Annotated in this window: 17 protein-coding genes; 10 read left to right on the top strand and 7 right to left on the bottom strand. The window is 65.6% G+C overall.

The features are described from left to right. On the bottom strand, positions 1 to 427 hold a 427-nt coding region (locus Q0D45_RS03905), incomplete at its 3' end, for a hypothetical protein (protein WP_293388812.1). Beyond that, entirely contained in the window at positions 393 to 635 is a 243-nt protein-coding gene (locus Q0D45_RS03900) for a hypothetical protein (protein WP_293388810.1), read from the bottom strand. The genes Q0D45_RS03905 and Q0D45_RS03900, both read right to left, overlap by 35 nt. 226 nt (positions 636 to 861) lie before the next feature. Between Q0D45_RS03900 and Q0D45_RS03895 the strand changes: the two genes are divergently transcribed. Beyond that, positions 862 to 1290 (top strand): organic hydroperoxide resistance protein, encoded by a 429-nt coding sequence (locus Q0D45_RS03895; RefSeq protein ID WP_293388808.1) that lies wholly within the window; start codon positions 862 to 864, stop codon positions 1288 to 1290. 33 nt (positions 1291 to 1323) lie between these two features. Here the strand turns inward: Q0D45_RS03895 and Q0D45_RS03890 are convergent, their stop codons facing one another. Genes Q0D45_RS03890 through Q0D45_RS03880 form a run of 3 tightly spaced genes read right to left on the bottom strand, consistent with a single transcriptional unit; the run spans position 1324 to position 5130 of the window. Beyond that, a complete protein-coding gene (locus Q0D45_RS03890; protein ID WP_293388805.1) occupies positions 1324 to 1944 on the bottom strand; it encodes a pyridoxamine 5'-phosphate oxidase family protein in 621 nt (206 codons plus the stop codon). Then, positions 1941 to 4466: an FtsX-like permease family protein gene (locus Q0D45_RS03885; RefSeq protein ID WP_293388802.1), complete on the bottom strand. Its 2526-nt coding sequence runs from the start codon at positions 4464 to 4466 to the stop codon at positions 1941 to 1943. Before Q0D45_RS03885 ends, Q0D45_RS03890 begins: the two co-directional genes overlap by 4 nt. Further along, a complete protein-coding gene (locus Q0D45_RS03880) occupies positions 4459 to 5130 on the bottom strand; it encodes an ATP-binding cassette domain-containing protein (RefSeq protein ID WP_366946340.1) in 672 nt (223 codons plus the stop codon). Before Q0D45_RS03880 ends, Q0D45_RS03885 begins: the two co-directional genes overlap by 8 nt. 19 nt (positions 5131 to 5149) lie before the next feature. On the opposite strand from Q0D45_RS03880, the gene Q0D45_RS03875 reads away from it, so the two are divergent. The 6 genes from Q0D45_RS03875 to Q0D45_RS03850 all read left to right on the top strand — a co-directional run bounded on the left by Q0D45_RS03875 (position 5150) and on the right by Q0D45_RS03850 (position 10297). Beyond that, positions 5150 to 5815, top strand: a complete 666-nt coding sequence (locus Q0D45_RS03875) for an arylesterase (RefSeq protein WP_293388797.1) — start codon at positions 5150 to 5152, stop codon at positions 5813 to 5815. Between the two features lie 101 nt (positions 5816 to 5916). Then, positions 5917 to 7197, top strand: coding sequence for an FAD-dependent oxidoreductase (locus Q0D45_RS03870; protein WP_293388794.1), 1281 nt, complete (start codon positions 5917 to 5919; stop codon positions 7195 to 7197). Positions 7198 to 7242: 45 nt separating this feature from the next. Continuing rightward, positions 7243 to 8073 (top strand): DUF1365 domain-containing protein, encoded by an 831-nt coding sequence (locus Q0D45_RS03865; RefSeq protein WP_293388791.1) that lies wholly within the window; start codon positions 7243 to 7245, stop codon positions 8071 to 8073. A 58-nt stretch (positions 8074 to 8131) separates the two neighbouring features. Continuing rightward, a complete protein-coding gene (locus Q0D45_RS03860) occupies positions 8132 to 9421 on the top strand; it encodes a cyclopropane-fatty-acyl-phospholipid synthase family protein (protein ID WP_293388789.1) in 1290 nt (429 codons plus the stop codon). A gap of 7 nt (positions 9422 to 9428) precedes the next feature. Next, on the top strand, positions 9429 to 9791 hold the full coding sequence (locus Q0D45_RS03855) for a DUF1475 family protein (RefSeq protein WP_293388786.1): 363 nt from the start codon (positions 9429 to 9431) through the stop codon (positions 9789 to 9791). Then, the gene (locus tag Q0D45_RS03850; protein WP_293388783.1) at positions 9788 to 10297 is read left to right on the top strand and encodes a DUF2062 domain-containing protein; all 510 of its coding nucleotides are present in this window, start codon (positions 9788 to 9790) and stop codon (positions 10295 to 10297) included. Before Q0D45_RS03855 ends, Q0D45_RS03850 begins: the two co-directional genes overlap by 4 nt. On the opposite strand, the gene Q0D45_RS03845 is transcribed toward Q0D45_RS03850, so the two are convergent. Further along, positions 10294 to 11970: a LysM peptidoglycan-binding domain-containing protein gene (locus Q0D45_RS03845; RefSeq protein WP_293388780.1), complete on the bottom strand. Its 1677-nt coding sequence runs from the start codon at positions 11968 to 11970 to the stop codon at positions 10294 to 10296. The genes Q0D45_RS03850 and Q0D45_RS03845 overlap by 4 nt on opposite strands. A gap of 173 nt (positions 11971 to 12143) precedes the next feature. Between Q0D45_RS03845 and Q0D45_RS03840 the strand changes: the two genes are divergently transcribed. Both Q0D45_RS03840 and pip read left to right on the top strand, forming a co-directional pair. Beyond that, complete coding sequence (locus tag Q0D45_RS03840) at positions 12144 to 12596, top strand: hypothetical protein (RefSeq protein ID WP_293388777.1); 453 nt, start codon at positions 12144 to 12146, stop codon at positions 12594 to 12596. 51 nt (positions 12597 to 12647) lie between these two features. Continuing rightward, positions 12648 to 13592 carry a prolyl aminopeptidase gene (pip, locus tag Q0D45_RS03835; RefSeq protein ID WP_293388774.1) on the top strand — a complete coding sequence of 315 codons (945 nt, stop codon included), beginning with the start codon at positions 12648 to 12650 and terminating at the stop codon, positions 13590 to 13592. A gap of 12 nt (positions 13593 to 13604) precedes the next feature. On the opposite strand, the gene Q0D45_RS03830 is transcribed toward pip, so the two are convergent. Next, entirely contained in the window at positions 13605 to 14075 is a 471-nt protein-coding gene (locus Q0D45_RS03830; RefSeq protein ID WP_293388771.1) for an Lrp/AsnC family transcriptional regulator, read from the bottom strand. Positions 14076 to 14222: 147 nt separating this feature from the next. Between Q0D45_RS03830 and phhA the strand changes: the two genes are divergently transcribed. Then, a complete protein-coding gene (gene phhA / locus Q0D45_RS03825) occupies positions 14223 to 15017 on the top strand; it encodes a phenylalanine 4-monooxygenase (protein WP_366946339.1) in 795 nt (264 codons plus the stop codon). Positions 15018 to 15023 lie beyond the last annotated feature (6 nt).

The following is a 15023-nucleotide window of genomic DNA, read 5'->3' as shown; positions in this document are numbered from 1 at the left end:
GTTCGAGGCAAGTGCCGCCGCAGTTGGCCGTGCACCCGGCGCGAGCGATCGCCAGACCCTTGGCCGGGTCCTTCTGGGCCGGGGTCACGCCGCTGCCGTAGACGTAGGCTTGGGTCAGCGTCGTCGCCACTTCGCACATCTTCCAGTTGGCGACCGGGTCACTGCCGCTGAGCCATTTCTTGGCGTAGCTGTTGTCCCCGTAGGTTTCCAGCAACTTGCCGCCCGCGATCGCGGCCTTGATCTCCTCGCGGACCGTCTGCTGCTGCTCCGGCGTAGTGTTCGCGTTCGGATACGGCGCGGGCCTGTCGACGCAAGCCTCGACCTCGCAAAGGATCGAGTACTGGCTGGTAGCGAAGCGTTCGCGATCGCTCTCGTGGATCGAGGCTCTTTCGTCATCGCTGAACTGCCTGCGCGTCGGCGTCGGCATTCCGCTGCAGCATGCCCTCCATCTGCTTGCCGATGGCGGTCACCGAGCCGTAGCTGTTGTCCGGGCCGGTGGACTTGCACTTGCCGTAGTCGGACGAGCGCGGATCGTTGTCGGCGTACTTTTCCTTGTCGGTATTCAGGCAGGTATCGGCGAGTGCCGAGGTGGAGAACGCGGCGAAGCACAGCAGGGCGATCAGGATTCTGGGCACGGTGGGCATTGGGTTCGATGAAATAGGACTGCAAGCGGGCGGCACTTTGGCGACGTTTGCATTGTCTTGATTATCCCGTGACCCGCGCACCCCCTATATCGGGGGTACGTCCCCAGTATCGAAAGATGCCGGGTCGTGAACCGCGGATGCTGCCTCGGCCGGGCCGAGGGTCATCCAGCAATCATTGTTCTCGCAGGGCTTCCCTGCCTACAGAAGGAGTTTTCCCATGGCTGCACCTGACAAAGTTGTCTATACCGCCCATGCCCACGCCACCGGAGGCCGCGATGGCCACGCTGTCACCGATGACGGCGTGCTCGATGTGAAGCTGGTGGTGCCGAAGGAAATGGGCGGCCCCGGCGTCGGCGGTACCAATCCGGAGCAGTTGTTTGCTGCCGGTTATTCGGCCTGCTTCCTCGGCGCGCTGAAGTTCGTCGCCGGCAAGAGCAAGAAGACGCTGCCAGCCGATACCCAGGTGGCTGCCGCGATCGGCATCGGCCCGACGGCCACCGGCTTCGCGATCACCGCCGAACTGACGGTGACCATTCCCGGCCTCGATGCCGCCGAAGCCAAGACCCTGGTCGACGCCGCCCACATCGTCTGCCCGTATTCGAATGCGACGCGCGGCAATGTCGATGTGCAGCTGAAGATCGCCTGATCGCGGTCCCTGATCAGGGTTGCAAGACTCTGATCAGGGAATCAGCCAGTCCGCAGTAAGGCAGGCGCCGTCATCGCCGTAGCGGAACAGCGCGCGGCGGTGGCCGGCGTGATGCAGGTACAGCGCTTCGAGCCGGGTGATCCGCGTTTCCAGCGCCACGAAGTTGGCTGCGCCGCGCTCGCTGAATTCCGCTGTCCAGCGCTCGTCGTCGAGTTCCGGGGGCAGACCGCCGGTGGCGATCGGGCTGATCGAACTCGGTGGTGCCACGGCGTGATAGATGCGCCGGCTGTTCAGCACCGTGGCTTGCCAGCGGGCACGGGCGATGTCGTCATCGTGATGGACGATGGCCCGGCCCCAGGCGCGGAACTGCAGGCGCGCGGCTTCGTCGTACAGGGTCCAGGCGATTCTGGAATCGGCCGCCAGTTCGGCGATCTTCGGCGAGCGGATGTCGGTGTGGCACCAGATGCGCCGGCTGGCGCCGTCGGCACCTCTGAGGATCACCGTCCGCAGGTTCGGGCCGTCATCGCCGATGGTGCCCAAAGTGCCGGCATGGAACGGCGCCCGAAACGAGCCGCCACCCGCTTCCAGCAAGGCCCAGGCTTCGGCCTCGATCGCATCGAGGCCATCCGGCGGCAGGCGCGCGTCGCCACTCACGCATTGCCCCCGGCGAGCACGCTGCGCGGCGAGGTCTGCAGCACCTTGCGCAAGCTCAGATAACCGGCGGCAGCGACGATCAGCGCACCGGCGATCGTGCCCGCCAGCCACAGCAGCGGCCGCGGGCCATACGGCAGTTCGAGCACCCGCGCCGCCAGCACCCAGGCCAGCGCCTGCGCAGCAAATGCCGCGACCGCACCGGCCAGTCCACCGAGCACCAGGTACTCGGCGATCAGGCCTTGGCGGATGGTCCGCGCCGATGCACCGAGCGCGCGCAGCACGCCGGTTTCGCGAACCCGATCAGCGCGCGAGCCTTCGATCACCGCGAGCATCACGATCAGCCCGGCAAGCAGGGTGAACAGGAAGATGAATTCCAGCGCGCCGACGATGCGATCGACGATGGTCCGCACCTGATTCAGCGCGGCATCGAGATCGAGCGCGGTGACGTTCGGAAATTCGCGGATCAAGTCTCGAAGCAAGGCCCGCTGATCGCGCGGCAGATAGAAGCTGGCGATCCACTGCAGCGGCGGATTCAGGCCTTCGGCGTCGAGCACGCCGGGCGGCGTGACCAGGAAGAAGTTCGGCTTGAAGCTGTCCCATTTGATCTTGCGCACCGCGCGCACTTCCAGGGTCAGCGGCGTGCCGGCGAAGTCGATGGTGATGCTGTCGCCGAGCTTCAGCTTCAGGCGTTCGACGGCGTAGTCATCGACCGCCAGCCAGGGCTTGCCGCGCGCTTCCTCGCCCCAGGGCTGGCCGTCGATGAACGCGCTGTCCTCGCCGAAATGGCTGGTCCAGCTCAGGTTGAACTCGCGGTTGATCCAGCGGCGGGTTTCCGGGTCGTCGAAGCTGTCGGCGGTGACGTCCTGGCCGCGCACGGCTTGCAGGCGGCCGCGGACCATCGGCACCGGATCGAGCGTGGCCACGCCGCGCGCCTTGAAGAAGGCCTGCAGCGGCTCGCGCTGCTCCGGCAGGATGCCGATCAGGAACTGGTTCGGCGTTTCCGGCGGCAGCTTGTTCTTCCAGGTGGCGAGCAGGTCTTCGCGGACCACGGTGACCAGCAGCAGCGCCATCAGCGCCACACCAAGGGCGACGATCTGCGCGACCGCCGCGCCCTTGCGCCGGGCGATGTTGCCGAGGCCGAATCGCCAGGCGATGCCTCCCCGAGAACGGATGCCGGCCAGACCGCGGACCAGAATCCAGGCGAACAGCGCGAGCACGCCGGCGGTGGCCAGCGCGCCGCCGAGCACGAAACCGGCGAGCTTCAGATTGCCGGCCTGCAGCCAGAGCAGGGCAGCGATCGCGACGATCGCCGCGACCAAGCCCCAGACCGAGCCCCGTTGCGGATCGGCCGCGCGCTGGAACACCCGCACCGGCGCGGTGTTCACCGAAGCGAGCACCGGCGGCAGCGCGAAGCCGGCGAGCATCAGCAGCACCAGGCCGAGCACCGCCGGCAGCGGCAACCAGCCCGGTGCCGGCAGCGCGATGTTCAGCACCGGTGCGGCGAGCTTGGCGAGCACCGCCTGCCCGGCAACGCCGATCGCGGCACCGACACCACCGGCCAGCAAGCCGAGCAGCACAATCTGCAGCACCAGCACCCGGCGGATGAAACTGCGCCGCGCGCCGAGCACTTTCAGCAGCGCCACTTCATCGCGAAGACGGGTGCTGTACTGACGCGCCGACAAGGCGACCGCCGCAGCGGCGAGCAGGATGGTCGCCAGCACCGCGATGTTCAGGAAGCTGCGCGCGCGCTTCATCGAATTGCTGATTTCCGGCCGGCCGTTTTCCGGGGTCGTGAACTTGAATTTGTCCGGCAGCTTCAGCGCCTCGGCGGCAGCAAGTTGGTCACGCGTGCCGCCCAGCTGGTAGCTGAGCTGCAGACGGCTGCCGGGGCCACCGAGCGCGGTGGCGGCCAGGTCATCGGCATTGATGATCAGCGAAGGCGCCAGCTCGGCAAAGGCGCCGCTGCGGCCCGGCTCCTCGGCAACGATGCGGCTGACCCGCAGGGTGCTGCTGCCGACCTGCAGGCCAGCGTCGAGACTCAAGCCGAGCACCGTCCACAGCCGCTGATCGACCCAGACTTCGCCCGACGCCGGTTGTGGCGGCGCGACTTCGGTCGCGCCATACGGCTCGCGGCTCAGCAGCAGCGCACCGCGCAGCGGATAACCGGCTTCGACGGCCTTGATCGTCGCCAGCTGGGTCTGCTCGCCATCGACCCGGGCGACCACGCTCGGGAAGGTGGTCACGGTGACGATGCGGACGCCGATCTCGCGCAGTTTGGCGAGTTCGGCTTCCGGCAGCGGATCGCGGCCGGTGATGATCGCGTCGGCACCGAGCTGTTCGCCGGCGCCGGATTCCAGCGCCAGGCGCACGCGATCGGTGAACAGGCCGACGGCAATCGCGGCAGCCGCTGCAACGGCGAGCGCCAGCACCAGCACGCGCAGTTCGCCGCTGCTCCAGCCACGGCGCAGTCTCAGCAGGGCGAAGCGGAAAGCGCTGGCCGGCACAGCCGCGGAATCAGACATCGAAGCGGCCCGCGTTCAGGCGCAGCACGCGATCGCAACGCTCGGCGAGCTGCTGATCGTGAGTGACCAGCACCAGAGTGGCGCCGCGGTCGCGATTGAGGGCAAACAGGAGGTCGATGATCTTGGCGCCAGTGGCGGAATCGAGATTGCCGGTCGGCTCATCGGCGAACAGGATTTCCGGACCTGCGGCGAAGGCGCGGGCAACGGCGACTCGCTGTTGTTCGCCGCCGGACAGCTGATAGGGATAGTGGCCGGTGCGCGCCGCGAGGCCGACCTGGCTCAGCGTGTCGCGAGCGAGCTTTTCGGCGTCGGCGCGGCCGGCGAGTTCGGCCGGCAGCATGACGTTCTCCAGCGCGGTCAGTCCTGCCAGCAACTGGAACGACTGGAACACGAAGCCGACACGGCCGGCGCGCAATCGGGCGCGGCCGTCTTCATCGAGGCTTGAAAGCCGCTGGCCGGCCAGCATGATCTCGCCAGAGGTCGGCGAATCCAGCCCCGCGAGCAAGGACAGCAAAGTGGTCTTGCCGGAACCGGACGCGCCGACGATGGCCACCGATTCGCCAGCCGCGATGGTCAAGTCCAGGCCATTCAGGATCGCAATGCGACTTCCATCACTGACGATCTCCTGAATGATGCTTTTAGCCACGATCACTTTCGATTTCAAATCGCTAGCATCTGCGCTCATGCGTACAAAACTCCCTTTCCGTCTATTCCTGATGCTGGCTGGCTGGCTGTTGGCCGGCGGTGTCTGGGCCGCGCCGACGGTCCTCGTCTGGGGCGATTCCCTGAGCGCCGGCTACGGGGTCGATAGTCGCAGCGGCTGGGTTGATCTATTGGAGCGGAAGCTCCGAACTCAAGCTGATGCCAGCCTGAAGACCTGGAACGTGGTCAACGGTTCAGTCAGCGGTGAGACCACAGCCGGTGGCCTGGCCCGGCTGCCGGCGGCGCTGGCCCGCCACAAGCCGAACGTGGTGCTGCTGGAACTCGGCGCCAATGACGGGCTACGCGGGCTCGATCTGCAGCAGATGCGGGTCAATCTCGAAAAGATGACCGATCTCGTCCTCGCAATCGGCGCCGAACCGGTGATCTTCGAGATGCGCATTCCAAACAACTACGGCCCGGTGTTCACCGAACGCTTCCGTCGCGCGTTCGCCGATGCCGCCAAGGCCAAGCAGGCGCCGCTGATGCCGTTCTTCCTGGCCTCGATCGCCGAGGACCGGCCGCGCTGGTTCCAGGATGACGGCATCCACCCGCGCACCGAAGCGCAGCTGCAGATTCTCGATGCCGTCTGGCCGACGTTGTCGCCGTTGCTGAAGGCCGCTGCATCCTCTGCTCCGCCTAAGCCGTAACAGCAGTAGCTAGTGGTCGGTGGCGCGTGGTCAGACAAGGCCACACTCAGGGCCGCCATTTACCAGACACTAGCCACTGACTACGGACCCCTGCTTCTCCCATGAAAATCGCTGTCATCGGCTCCGGCATCTCGGGCCTGTCTGCTGCCTATTTCCTTGCGCGCAAGCACGAGGTCACGCTGATCGAGCAGGACGGCCGCATCGGCGGCCACACCAACACCATCGCCATCAACACGCCGCAGGGGCCGGGCGCGGTCGATACCGGCTGGATCGTCTACAACGGCATCAACTATCCGAACCTGACCGCGCTGTTCCAGGAGCTGGAAGTGGCAACCCGGCCGACCAGCATGTCCTTCGCGGTATCGATCGGCGATGGCCGTTACGAATGGAAAGGCAGCGACCACATGTGGACCGTGTTCGCGCAGTGGACCAACCTGTTCAAGCCCGGCCACATCCGCATGCTGCTGGACATCCTCAAGCTCAACAAGCAGTGCAATGCGCTGCTGAAAGCCGGCACCCTGCCGAGCGGCTCGCTGGGTCAGTTCCTCGACGACCAGGGTTTTTCGCAGGCGCTGCGCCGCGACTATCTGCTGCCGATGGCCGGGATGATCTGGAGCTGCTCGCCGCAGGCCGCTGCCGAATATCCAGCCGACGATTTCATGCGCTTCTTCGACAGCCACAGCCTGTTCACCGCGACCCAGCAGCCGACCTGGCATTCGGTCATCGGCGGCAGCAACACCTATGTGAAGCGGCTGATGGCCCGCTACCAGGGCGCCCTGAGCCTGAACACGCCGGTGCTCGGCATTCGGCGTGCGCCGGACGACGGCGTGCTGCTGCAACTGCCGGGTGGCGAGCAGCGTTTCGATCGCGTGGTCTGCGCCACCCATTCCGATCAGGCGCTGCGCCTGCTGACGGATGCCAGCGATGCCGAACGCGAAGTGCTGGCCGGCATTCCGTACAGCGAATCGCGCGTGGTGCTGCACACGGATGACAGCTTCCTGCCGAAACGCCGCGCCGCCTGGGCGAGCTGGAACTACAGCCATCCGGTGTCGGAGATTCACGACCAGCGCATTTCCGGCAGCTACTGGATGAACCTGCTGCAGCACATTCCGGGGCCAGTGAACTACATCGTGACTCTGAATCCGCAGAGGCCGGTGGCGGCTGCCAAGATCATCTACGACATCGTCTACCACCACCCGCACTACACCGCCGCCAGCAAGCTGACCCACGCGAAACTGCCGGCGATCCAGGGTCGCGGTGGCCTATGGTGGGCCGGCGCCTGGACCGGCTACGGCTTCCACGAAGACGGCCTGAAATCCGGATTGCGGGCGGTGCAGGGCATCGATGCGAGCTGTCTGCCGAGCTGGGCGAGCGGGATCTAGACGAATGTCCTCAAGACATTCGTCCCCGTTCGCGCCCTGCCAGGGATGGCAGGGCCGGCCGTTCCGACGGAAGACACGGTTGCGCCAGGGACGGCAGGCCAAACCATGACCAATAGACCCGCGGCTGCGCTGTACCCCAGCCGGGTGATGCACCGCCGGCTGATCGCGCCGCTGTACCGCTTCGTCTACCAGGTGTTCTACATCGTCTGGGATATCGACCGGATCGACGAAGCAGTAGCGCCGCTGCGGCTGCTGTCACGCAACCGCTTCAACCTGCTGGCCATCCACGACCGCGATCACGGCAGCGGCCAGCCAGGGGCGCTGCGCAGCTGGGTGGAAACCATGTTGCAAGGTGCGGGCATCACGCTGGATGGTGGTCGGATTCGTCTGCTGGCGTTCCCGCGGCTGTTCGGTTTTGCCTTCAATCCGATCTCGATGTGGTACTGCGAACACCGCGACGGCAGCCTGCGGGCGGTGATTGCCGAGGTGCGCAATACCTTCGGCGAAAAGCATTGCTATCTGCTCGCATCCGACGGCCAGCCGATGCCGTATGACCTTCTGCATGAGAAGGACAAGTGCTTCCACGTGTCGCCGTTTTTCGACCTCGTGGGCCGCTACCGTTTCACGCTCGACGATCCCGGCGAGCGGCTGCGGGTGGCGATCCACGAGACGCGGGACGGGGTGCCGATACTTGATGCAACGCTGGCCGGCGAGCGGGTACTGCTCACCGACCGCGCCATCATCAAGCAGGTGCTGAAGATGCCGCTGATGACCCTCAAGGTGGTCGCCGGCATTCACTGGGAAGCCTTGAAAATCTGGTTGCGCGGCGGCCGCTTTCACGGCAAGCCGGCGCCGCCGGAACGTGAGGTGAGCTGATCTCGAGTTCTTCTTGATCCGGCTCGTCAGGCATCATCTGGACACCCTAGCCGCAGCCATGAACCACAACGACAGCAAGCACGATCGCCACGAACAGCTTCAGCAGATCATGCGCCGGGACGGCTTCTCGCCCGACCTGCCCGCTGACTTCGCCACCCGCGGCGACAATCGAGGCCTGAGCTGGGGCCTGAAGATCCTGATGTACATGATGTCCGGCGTGAAGGTCGGCACCCTCGACATCGTCCTGCCGAATGGCAGCACGCGCCGCTTCGAAGGCAGCGAGCCCGGCCCCCACGGCCTGTGGCAGATCAAGAGCGAGGCGCTGATGCGCCACCTGCTGACCGGCGGCGAAGTCGGCATCGGCGACGCCTATCTGGATGACTGCTGGGACACGCCGGACCTGACTCGCCTGCTGATGGTCATGTACCTGAACGAGCCGCACTACAAGGGCCCGTTCGAGATGAACTGGCTCGGCCGCTTCTTCGGCATGGTCAAGCACCGGCTTAAAGCCAACACCAAGCGCACCGCGAAGAAGAACATCGAGTACCACTACGACCTCGGCAACGAGTTCTACAAGATGTGGCTCGACGACACGATGGCGTACTCCTCCGGCATGTACATCCAGCCGAACGAAACGCTGATGGACGCGCAGATCAACAAGTTCCAGCTGATGTACGAGCGCCTGGAACTGCGTCCCGAGCACACCCTGCTCGAGATCGGCTCCGGCTGGGGCGGCTTCGCGATCTATGCGGCGACGCATTCGGGCTGCCGGGTGCACTCGATCACCCTGTCCAACGAGCAGTACGCCGAAGCCAAGATCAGGGCCGAGAAGGCCGGCGTAGCGGATCGCGTCAGCTTCGAGATCCGCGACTACCGCGACGTCACCGAAACCTATGACCGGGTGGTGTCGATCGAGATGTACGAAGCCGTCGGCGAGGAATACTGGCCGGGCTATTTCCAGGCGATCAGCAAGGCGCTGAAGCCGGGCGGCGTCGCGGCGATCCAGGGCATCACGATCAATCCGGCGATCTTCGACAACTATCGCAGCAAGCGCGATTTCATCCAGAAGTACATCTTCCCGGGCGGCATGCTGTGCCCGCCGACCTTGTTCGCGACGCTTTCTGAGCAGGTCGGCCTGGTGTCCAGCGATGCCCGGTTCTACGCCAAGGACTACGCTGATACGCTCGCCGCCTGGCATCGCAACGTGCTCAGCGTGCGGGAACAGATCGTCAAGCAGTTCGACGAGCGCTTCCTGCGCATGTGGCGCTATTACCTGAGCTACTGCGAATGTGGCTTCCGCACCGGCTCGATCGATCTGATGCATATCACGCTGACCAAACCAACTTGAGGTCTTGATGAAGCTCGGCATCGGCCTGTTTGCGGTCCTTGCGTTCGCCTCGCTGATCGGCGCGTCGATCTGGGCCACCGGCCACGTCAGCATCGTGCCGGCGATCAATGATCTGATCGCCAATCCGGCCGCGAACTACAACGCCTGGTTCGTCGCCACGCTGTTCGACACCTTCTACGCCTTCCTGTGGTTCTGGTTGTGGATCGCCTACAAGGAAACCTCGTGGCTGGCGCGGGTTCTGTGGCTGGTCGCGGTGCTGCTGACTGGCAACATGGCGATGGCGGTCTACGCGCTGATTCAACTCGCCAGGCTGCCGCCGAACGCGACCATCGAAGACTTCCTGCTGCGCCGCAAGCTGGCCGCTCGGTGAGCGAACCAGACAGCGTCACCGCCGCCGCCCCGGTTCAATCGTTCTGGCGTCGAAAAGTCCTGGGGCCGGTGCTGGCCCAGCTTCGGCAGGGCATCACCCCGGAAAAGATCGCGCTGACGGCCGCGCTCGGCGCGGTGATCGCGGTATTCCCGATCCTGGGTTCGACCACGGTGCTCTGCGGCCTCGTCGCCTGGGGCCTGCGCCTGAACCAGCCGATCATCCAGCTGGTGAACTACCTCTGCTATCCGCTGCAGTTCGTGCTGCTGCTGCCGTTCTATCGGGCCGGCGAATGGTTCGGTGCGCCGCATGTGGCGCTGTCGATTCCCGAAATGATCAGCCGCTTCCAGGCCGGGCCGATGGAGTTCATCGCCGAATTCGGCCTGGTGGCGCTCGGCGGTGTCGCGGCCTGGATCGCTGCTGCGCCGCTGGCGATCACCGCGCTGTACTTCGGCCTGCGACCGACACTGCGCCGGCTGGCGCGGCGCAGCCGCGTAGTGCCGCTCTAGCCGCGCGGCACCTTGATCATCGCGCCAACGCGCAGCACGTCGGTGTCGCCGAAACCGTTCAGTTCCTGCAGTGCGCCAATCGACGTCCGGTAGCGCTTGGCGATCGCGCCCAGGGTCTGGCCCGAGCGAACGCGGTGGGTACCGTGCTGGGCAACGGCCTTGGCCACCGACAGGCTCGGCGATTCCGCCTTGACCTTGATCGGATGCGCCGCGGTCTGCGCCGCCGGCTTGGTGTCGATCACCGCCACCATCAGCCGGTCGTCGCCGGTCGGAATCTGCAGGTTCTGGCCCTTGCGCAGCTTGTTGCCGTTGGCGAGGTTGTTGGCGACCAGGATGTCCTTGCTCGACACGCCATAGCGCTTGGCGATCTTGCCCAGCGAATCGCCGCGGGCGACGACGTGGGTCGAATAGAGGCGGATCTGGCTGTCGTGGCGCTGATCCGGGGTCAGCGTCGCGTAAGCGATGTCGAAGCGCCGGCCAGCACCGCTCGGCACGCGAATCTCGTGATCCGGCGGCACGCGCAGGCGGCCGTTGACCACTTCCGGGCGGAACGCCGGGTTGAGGCGCTGGAACTCCTCGTCATCGGCACCGGCCAGCTTGCGCAGGGTGTCGTAGCGCACGTAGTCGTGGGTGCGCACGGTGTCGAAGCGCAGCAGCGGTTCGCGCTGCAGTTCGCCGTAATGGCTGCGGTAGTCGCGCTCGATTTCGCTGGCGGCGATGAACTCCGAGTAGAAGTTCGACGAGGCGAAGCCGAACGACTTGGCCTGGTAGTGCTCGATCAGGTCGGTCAGGGTCGTGCCGTTGACTTCGCGCAGGCCCTTGGCGATGCCGCCGCGGCCGTGGTTGTAGGCGGTCAGCGCCAGCGGCCAGCTGCCGAGCGCGTCGTAGTCGTCACGCAGATGACGGGCGGCGGCGTCGGTGGAGGTCCACGGGTCGCGACGATCGTCGACGACATTGTTCAGGCGCATGTAGATGCGCGCCGATGACGGAATGAACTGCCAGAGCCCGGCGGCGGCGGCCTTCGAGTAGGCCTCGACATTGAAGCTGGATTCGACCAGCGGCAGGCGGGTCAGCCGGGTCGGCAGGCCGTAGCCGGCGAAGATGCGTTCCATCTCGGGCAGATAGCGGCCGGAGATTTCCAGCGCGTGCTGGGTGCGCTCGCGCAGGCCGCGCTGGAAGCGCAGATCCTCGGCGGCCTTCTCGTAGCGCTGCGGGTTCTGATCGTTGCCGAACAGCGCGACGATCTTGGCCTGATCAGCCGGCAGCAGGTCCGGGTTGATCACTTCGCCGCCATCGATGCGCGCCTGCAGCGCCCGCAGGCTGCCTTCGAGATCGGCGCGGGCGGCTTTTTCCTCGCGGTTCTTCTTGGCAGCCAGCTCGTTCGGCGACAGCACGGCGGCATCGGCGCGGAAATCGAGCACCGTGAACACCTTCGAGACATCGTCCTTGGTGTGCAGCGCGCTGTTGTTTTCAGACCATTCGGCGAACACCTGCTTCCAGAACTCGACCCTGGGTTTGATCAGGCTCGGCGTCGGGAAATTCGGATCCTCGAGCACCACCGTGGTGGCAGCAGGCGCGACGACGGCGGCGGCAGCTGCACCCGGCGCATCGCTGGCGGCAAGCGGCGCGGCGAAGCTGGCAAGCAGCACCAGGATCAGCGGATTTTTCGACATTGCGTTCGGTGCTCGGGACGGCTGTGAACTTCAAAAACACTTCAAAGAGCAGGTGCTGAAGCGGATGCTATCGCAGCGTCCGATCAGGCGACAATGAATGTGCAAAGACTGTTCCGCCGGATCGACCGGAGAAGTCTGCCGGCAGGTTCCCGCACCTTACTCCGAGTTCTTCGATGACCATCTCGATCACTGCTGAAACGCTATGCCTGCTGGCCGCCGGCAGCTTCTTCATGACCGGCCTGCTGACCGGCTGGTGGAAGTACCGCTGCATCGCCACCAGTGCCGTAGCCACGGCGCCGGTCTATGTCGACATCGCCCATCGGGCGGCGCTGATGTACTCGTTTTCGGCGCTGCTGATCCGCGAATTCGTGCCTTATTCGCCGCTGTCGCCGGCCGGCACGCTGTGGGCGGTCGCGGGCCCGCTGCTGTTCTTCGCGCTGGCCATCGCCGGTTATGTACTGCACGGCATCCTCCGAGACACCGACAACCAGATGCGCCGCCCGCACCAGCTCGGCGCCGGCACCTTGCCGGACGTCGCGATGCAGGGCTTCATGTGGGCGCTGGCGCTGGCCGAGATCGGCGGCTTCGGGGTGCTGCTCTGGGGATTTCTGAAGTCGATCGCTTGAGGCTGTCGGTTAAGCTAAACGCTGCCCCCGTCCTGATCCCCTCCTGCAGCCATGGCCCAGCCTTATCCGCCGATCGAGCCGTATCGCACGCACCATCTGAAGGTTTCGGCGCTGCACGAGATCTATGTCGAGGAAAGCGGCAACCCGCAGGGCAAGGCGGTGGTGTTCGTGCATGGCGGCCCGGGCGGCGGCTGCGAAGCCTGGCATCGCCAGTTCTTCGATCCGAAACGCTACCGCATCGTGCTGTTCGATCAGCGCGGCTGCGGCCGTTCCACGCCGTATGCCGAACTGCGCGAGAACAGCACCTGGGATCTGGTGGCCGACATGGAAACCATCCGCGAGAAACTCGGCATCGACGCCTGGGTGGTGTTCGGCGGTTCCTGGGGCTCGACCCTGGCGCTGGCCTATGGCGAAACCCATCCGCAGCGGACGCTCGGCCTGATCCTGCGCGGCATCTTCCTGATCCGTCCGGAGGAGATCAGCTGGTTCTACCAGGAAGGCTGCAACTGGATCTATCCGGACGCCTGGGAGCATTACATCGCGCCGATCCCGGTTTCCGAGCGCGGCGATCTGGTCAGCGCCTATCACCGCCGCCTGACCAGCGAAAACCCGGAAGTGCGCCGCGATGCCGCGCGCAGCTGGAGCATCTGGGAAGGTGCGACCTCGAAGCTGATTCCGAGCACCGACATGGTCGCCCGCTACGGCGGCGATGATTTCGCCGAAGCCTTCGCCCGCATCGAATGCCACTACTTCGTCAACGGCGGCTTCCTGCGCCCGAACCAGTTGCTGGACGACGCTGCGAAGCTGAAGAACATCCCCGGCGTCATCGTCCAGGGCCGCTATGACGTGGTCTGCCCGATGAAATCCGCCTGGGATCTGCATCGCGCCTGGCCGGAAGCCGATCTGCAGGTGGTCGCCGATGCCGGCCATGCGGCCAGCGAGAACGGCACCTTGAGCCGGCTGATCGATGCGGCGGATCGTTTCGCGCGGATGTAGTTCAGGGATAGTTCAACCGACGAGGGCCAGGCCCTCGTCGCGCTTGATCGCTTCCAGCACCAGCGACGAACGCACGTCCTTGACGCCGGGCAGGCCGATCAGCACCCGCATCGAGAACTCGGCGAAGGCGGCGAGATCGGCCACCTGCACGTGCAGCAGGAAGTCGAGATCGCCGGTCATCACGTAGCAGGCGCGCACTTCCGGCCGGGCGCGGATCGCTGCTTCGAAAGCCTGGGTCGCATCCTTCGATTGCCGCTCGATCGCGACGCGAACGAAAGCCTCGATGCCGAGACCGAGCGCCGCCGGATTGAGCACGGCGGTGTAGCGGCCGATGACGCCGGAATCCTCCAGCTTCTTCAGCCGCCGCTGGCAGGCAGTCGGCGATAGGGCGACCTTGTCGGCCAGCTCGACCACGGCGATGCGGCCGTTGCGCTGCAGCTCGTCGAGCATCCGAAGATCGGTACGGTCCAGCTCGGCGCGCATGATTTCTCCGAAATTCAGATGATTCGTGATGAATCGATGCGAGAATCCTAACGTATGCGCATCACTTCGCAGCAAAACGCTGCGGCTGCCGCGCTACGCTGGCTGCCTTGCATCCGCTTCATGGAGGCCGTCATGGCCCAGCGTTCGCTGCCCTCGTCCCTTTACGTTTCCCGTGCGCCCGACGCGCGCGGCATCGTCGCCTACTCGAAGGCCGAGCACGCGATCTGGGCCGAGTTGTATGCGCGTCAGCAGGCTGCGATCGCAGACGTCGCCTGCCAGGAATTCCTGCACGGACTGGCGCTGTTGCAGCTGCCGCAGCATCGCGTGCCGCAGCTGTCGGAGGTCTCGGCCCGGCTGCAGCGCGAGACCGGCTGGCAAGTGGCGGCAGTGCCGGCGCTGATCCCGTTCTCGCAATTCTTCGCGCTGCTGGCCGCCAAGCGCTTCCCGGCCGCCACGTTCATCCGCCGTCGCGAGCATCTGGACTACCTGCAGGAACCCGACATCTTCCACGAGCTGTTCGGCCACACGCCGTTGCTGACCAACCCCTGGTTCGCCGCGTTCACCCAGCGCTATGGCGAAATCGGGCTGGCGGCGAGCAAGGAAGATCGCGCGTTTCTGGCGCGGCTGTACTGGTTTACCGTCGAGTTTGGCCTGCTTCGCAGGCCGGATGATTCACTCAGCATCTACGGCGGCGGCATCCTGTCCTCGCCCGGCGAAACCGCGTATGCGCTGGGGCCGGCGCCGCAGCACCGCCCGTTTTCGCTGATCGAGGTGCTGCGCACGCCGTATCGCATCGATGTGCTGCAGCCGCTGTACTACGTGCTCGACTCATTTCGTCAGTTGCACGAGCTGAGCCGGGCCGATCTGCTTGCCGCCGTGGCCGACGCCCGCCGCCTCGGCCTGCATGCACCGCTGTTCCCGCCGAAATCGCTGGCGGCCTGACCTTTG

Origin of the sequence: Nevskia sp. (genome assembly GCF_023266035.1) — a bacterium.
Taxonomy (GTDB): Bacteria; Pseudomonadota; Gammaproteobacteria; order Nevskiales; family Nevskiaceae; genus Nevskia.
The sequence above is the reverse complement of the archived record's forward strand: the minus strand, read 5'-3'. Positions and strand labels throughout refer to the sequence as shown.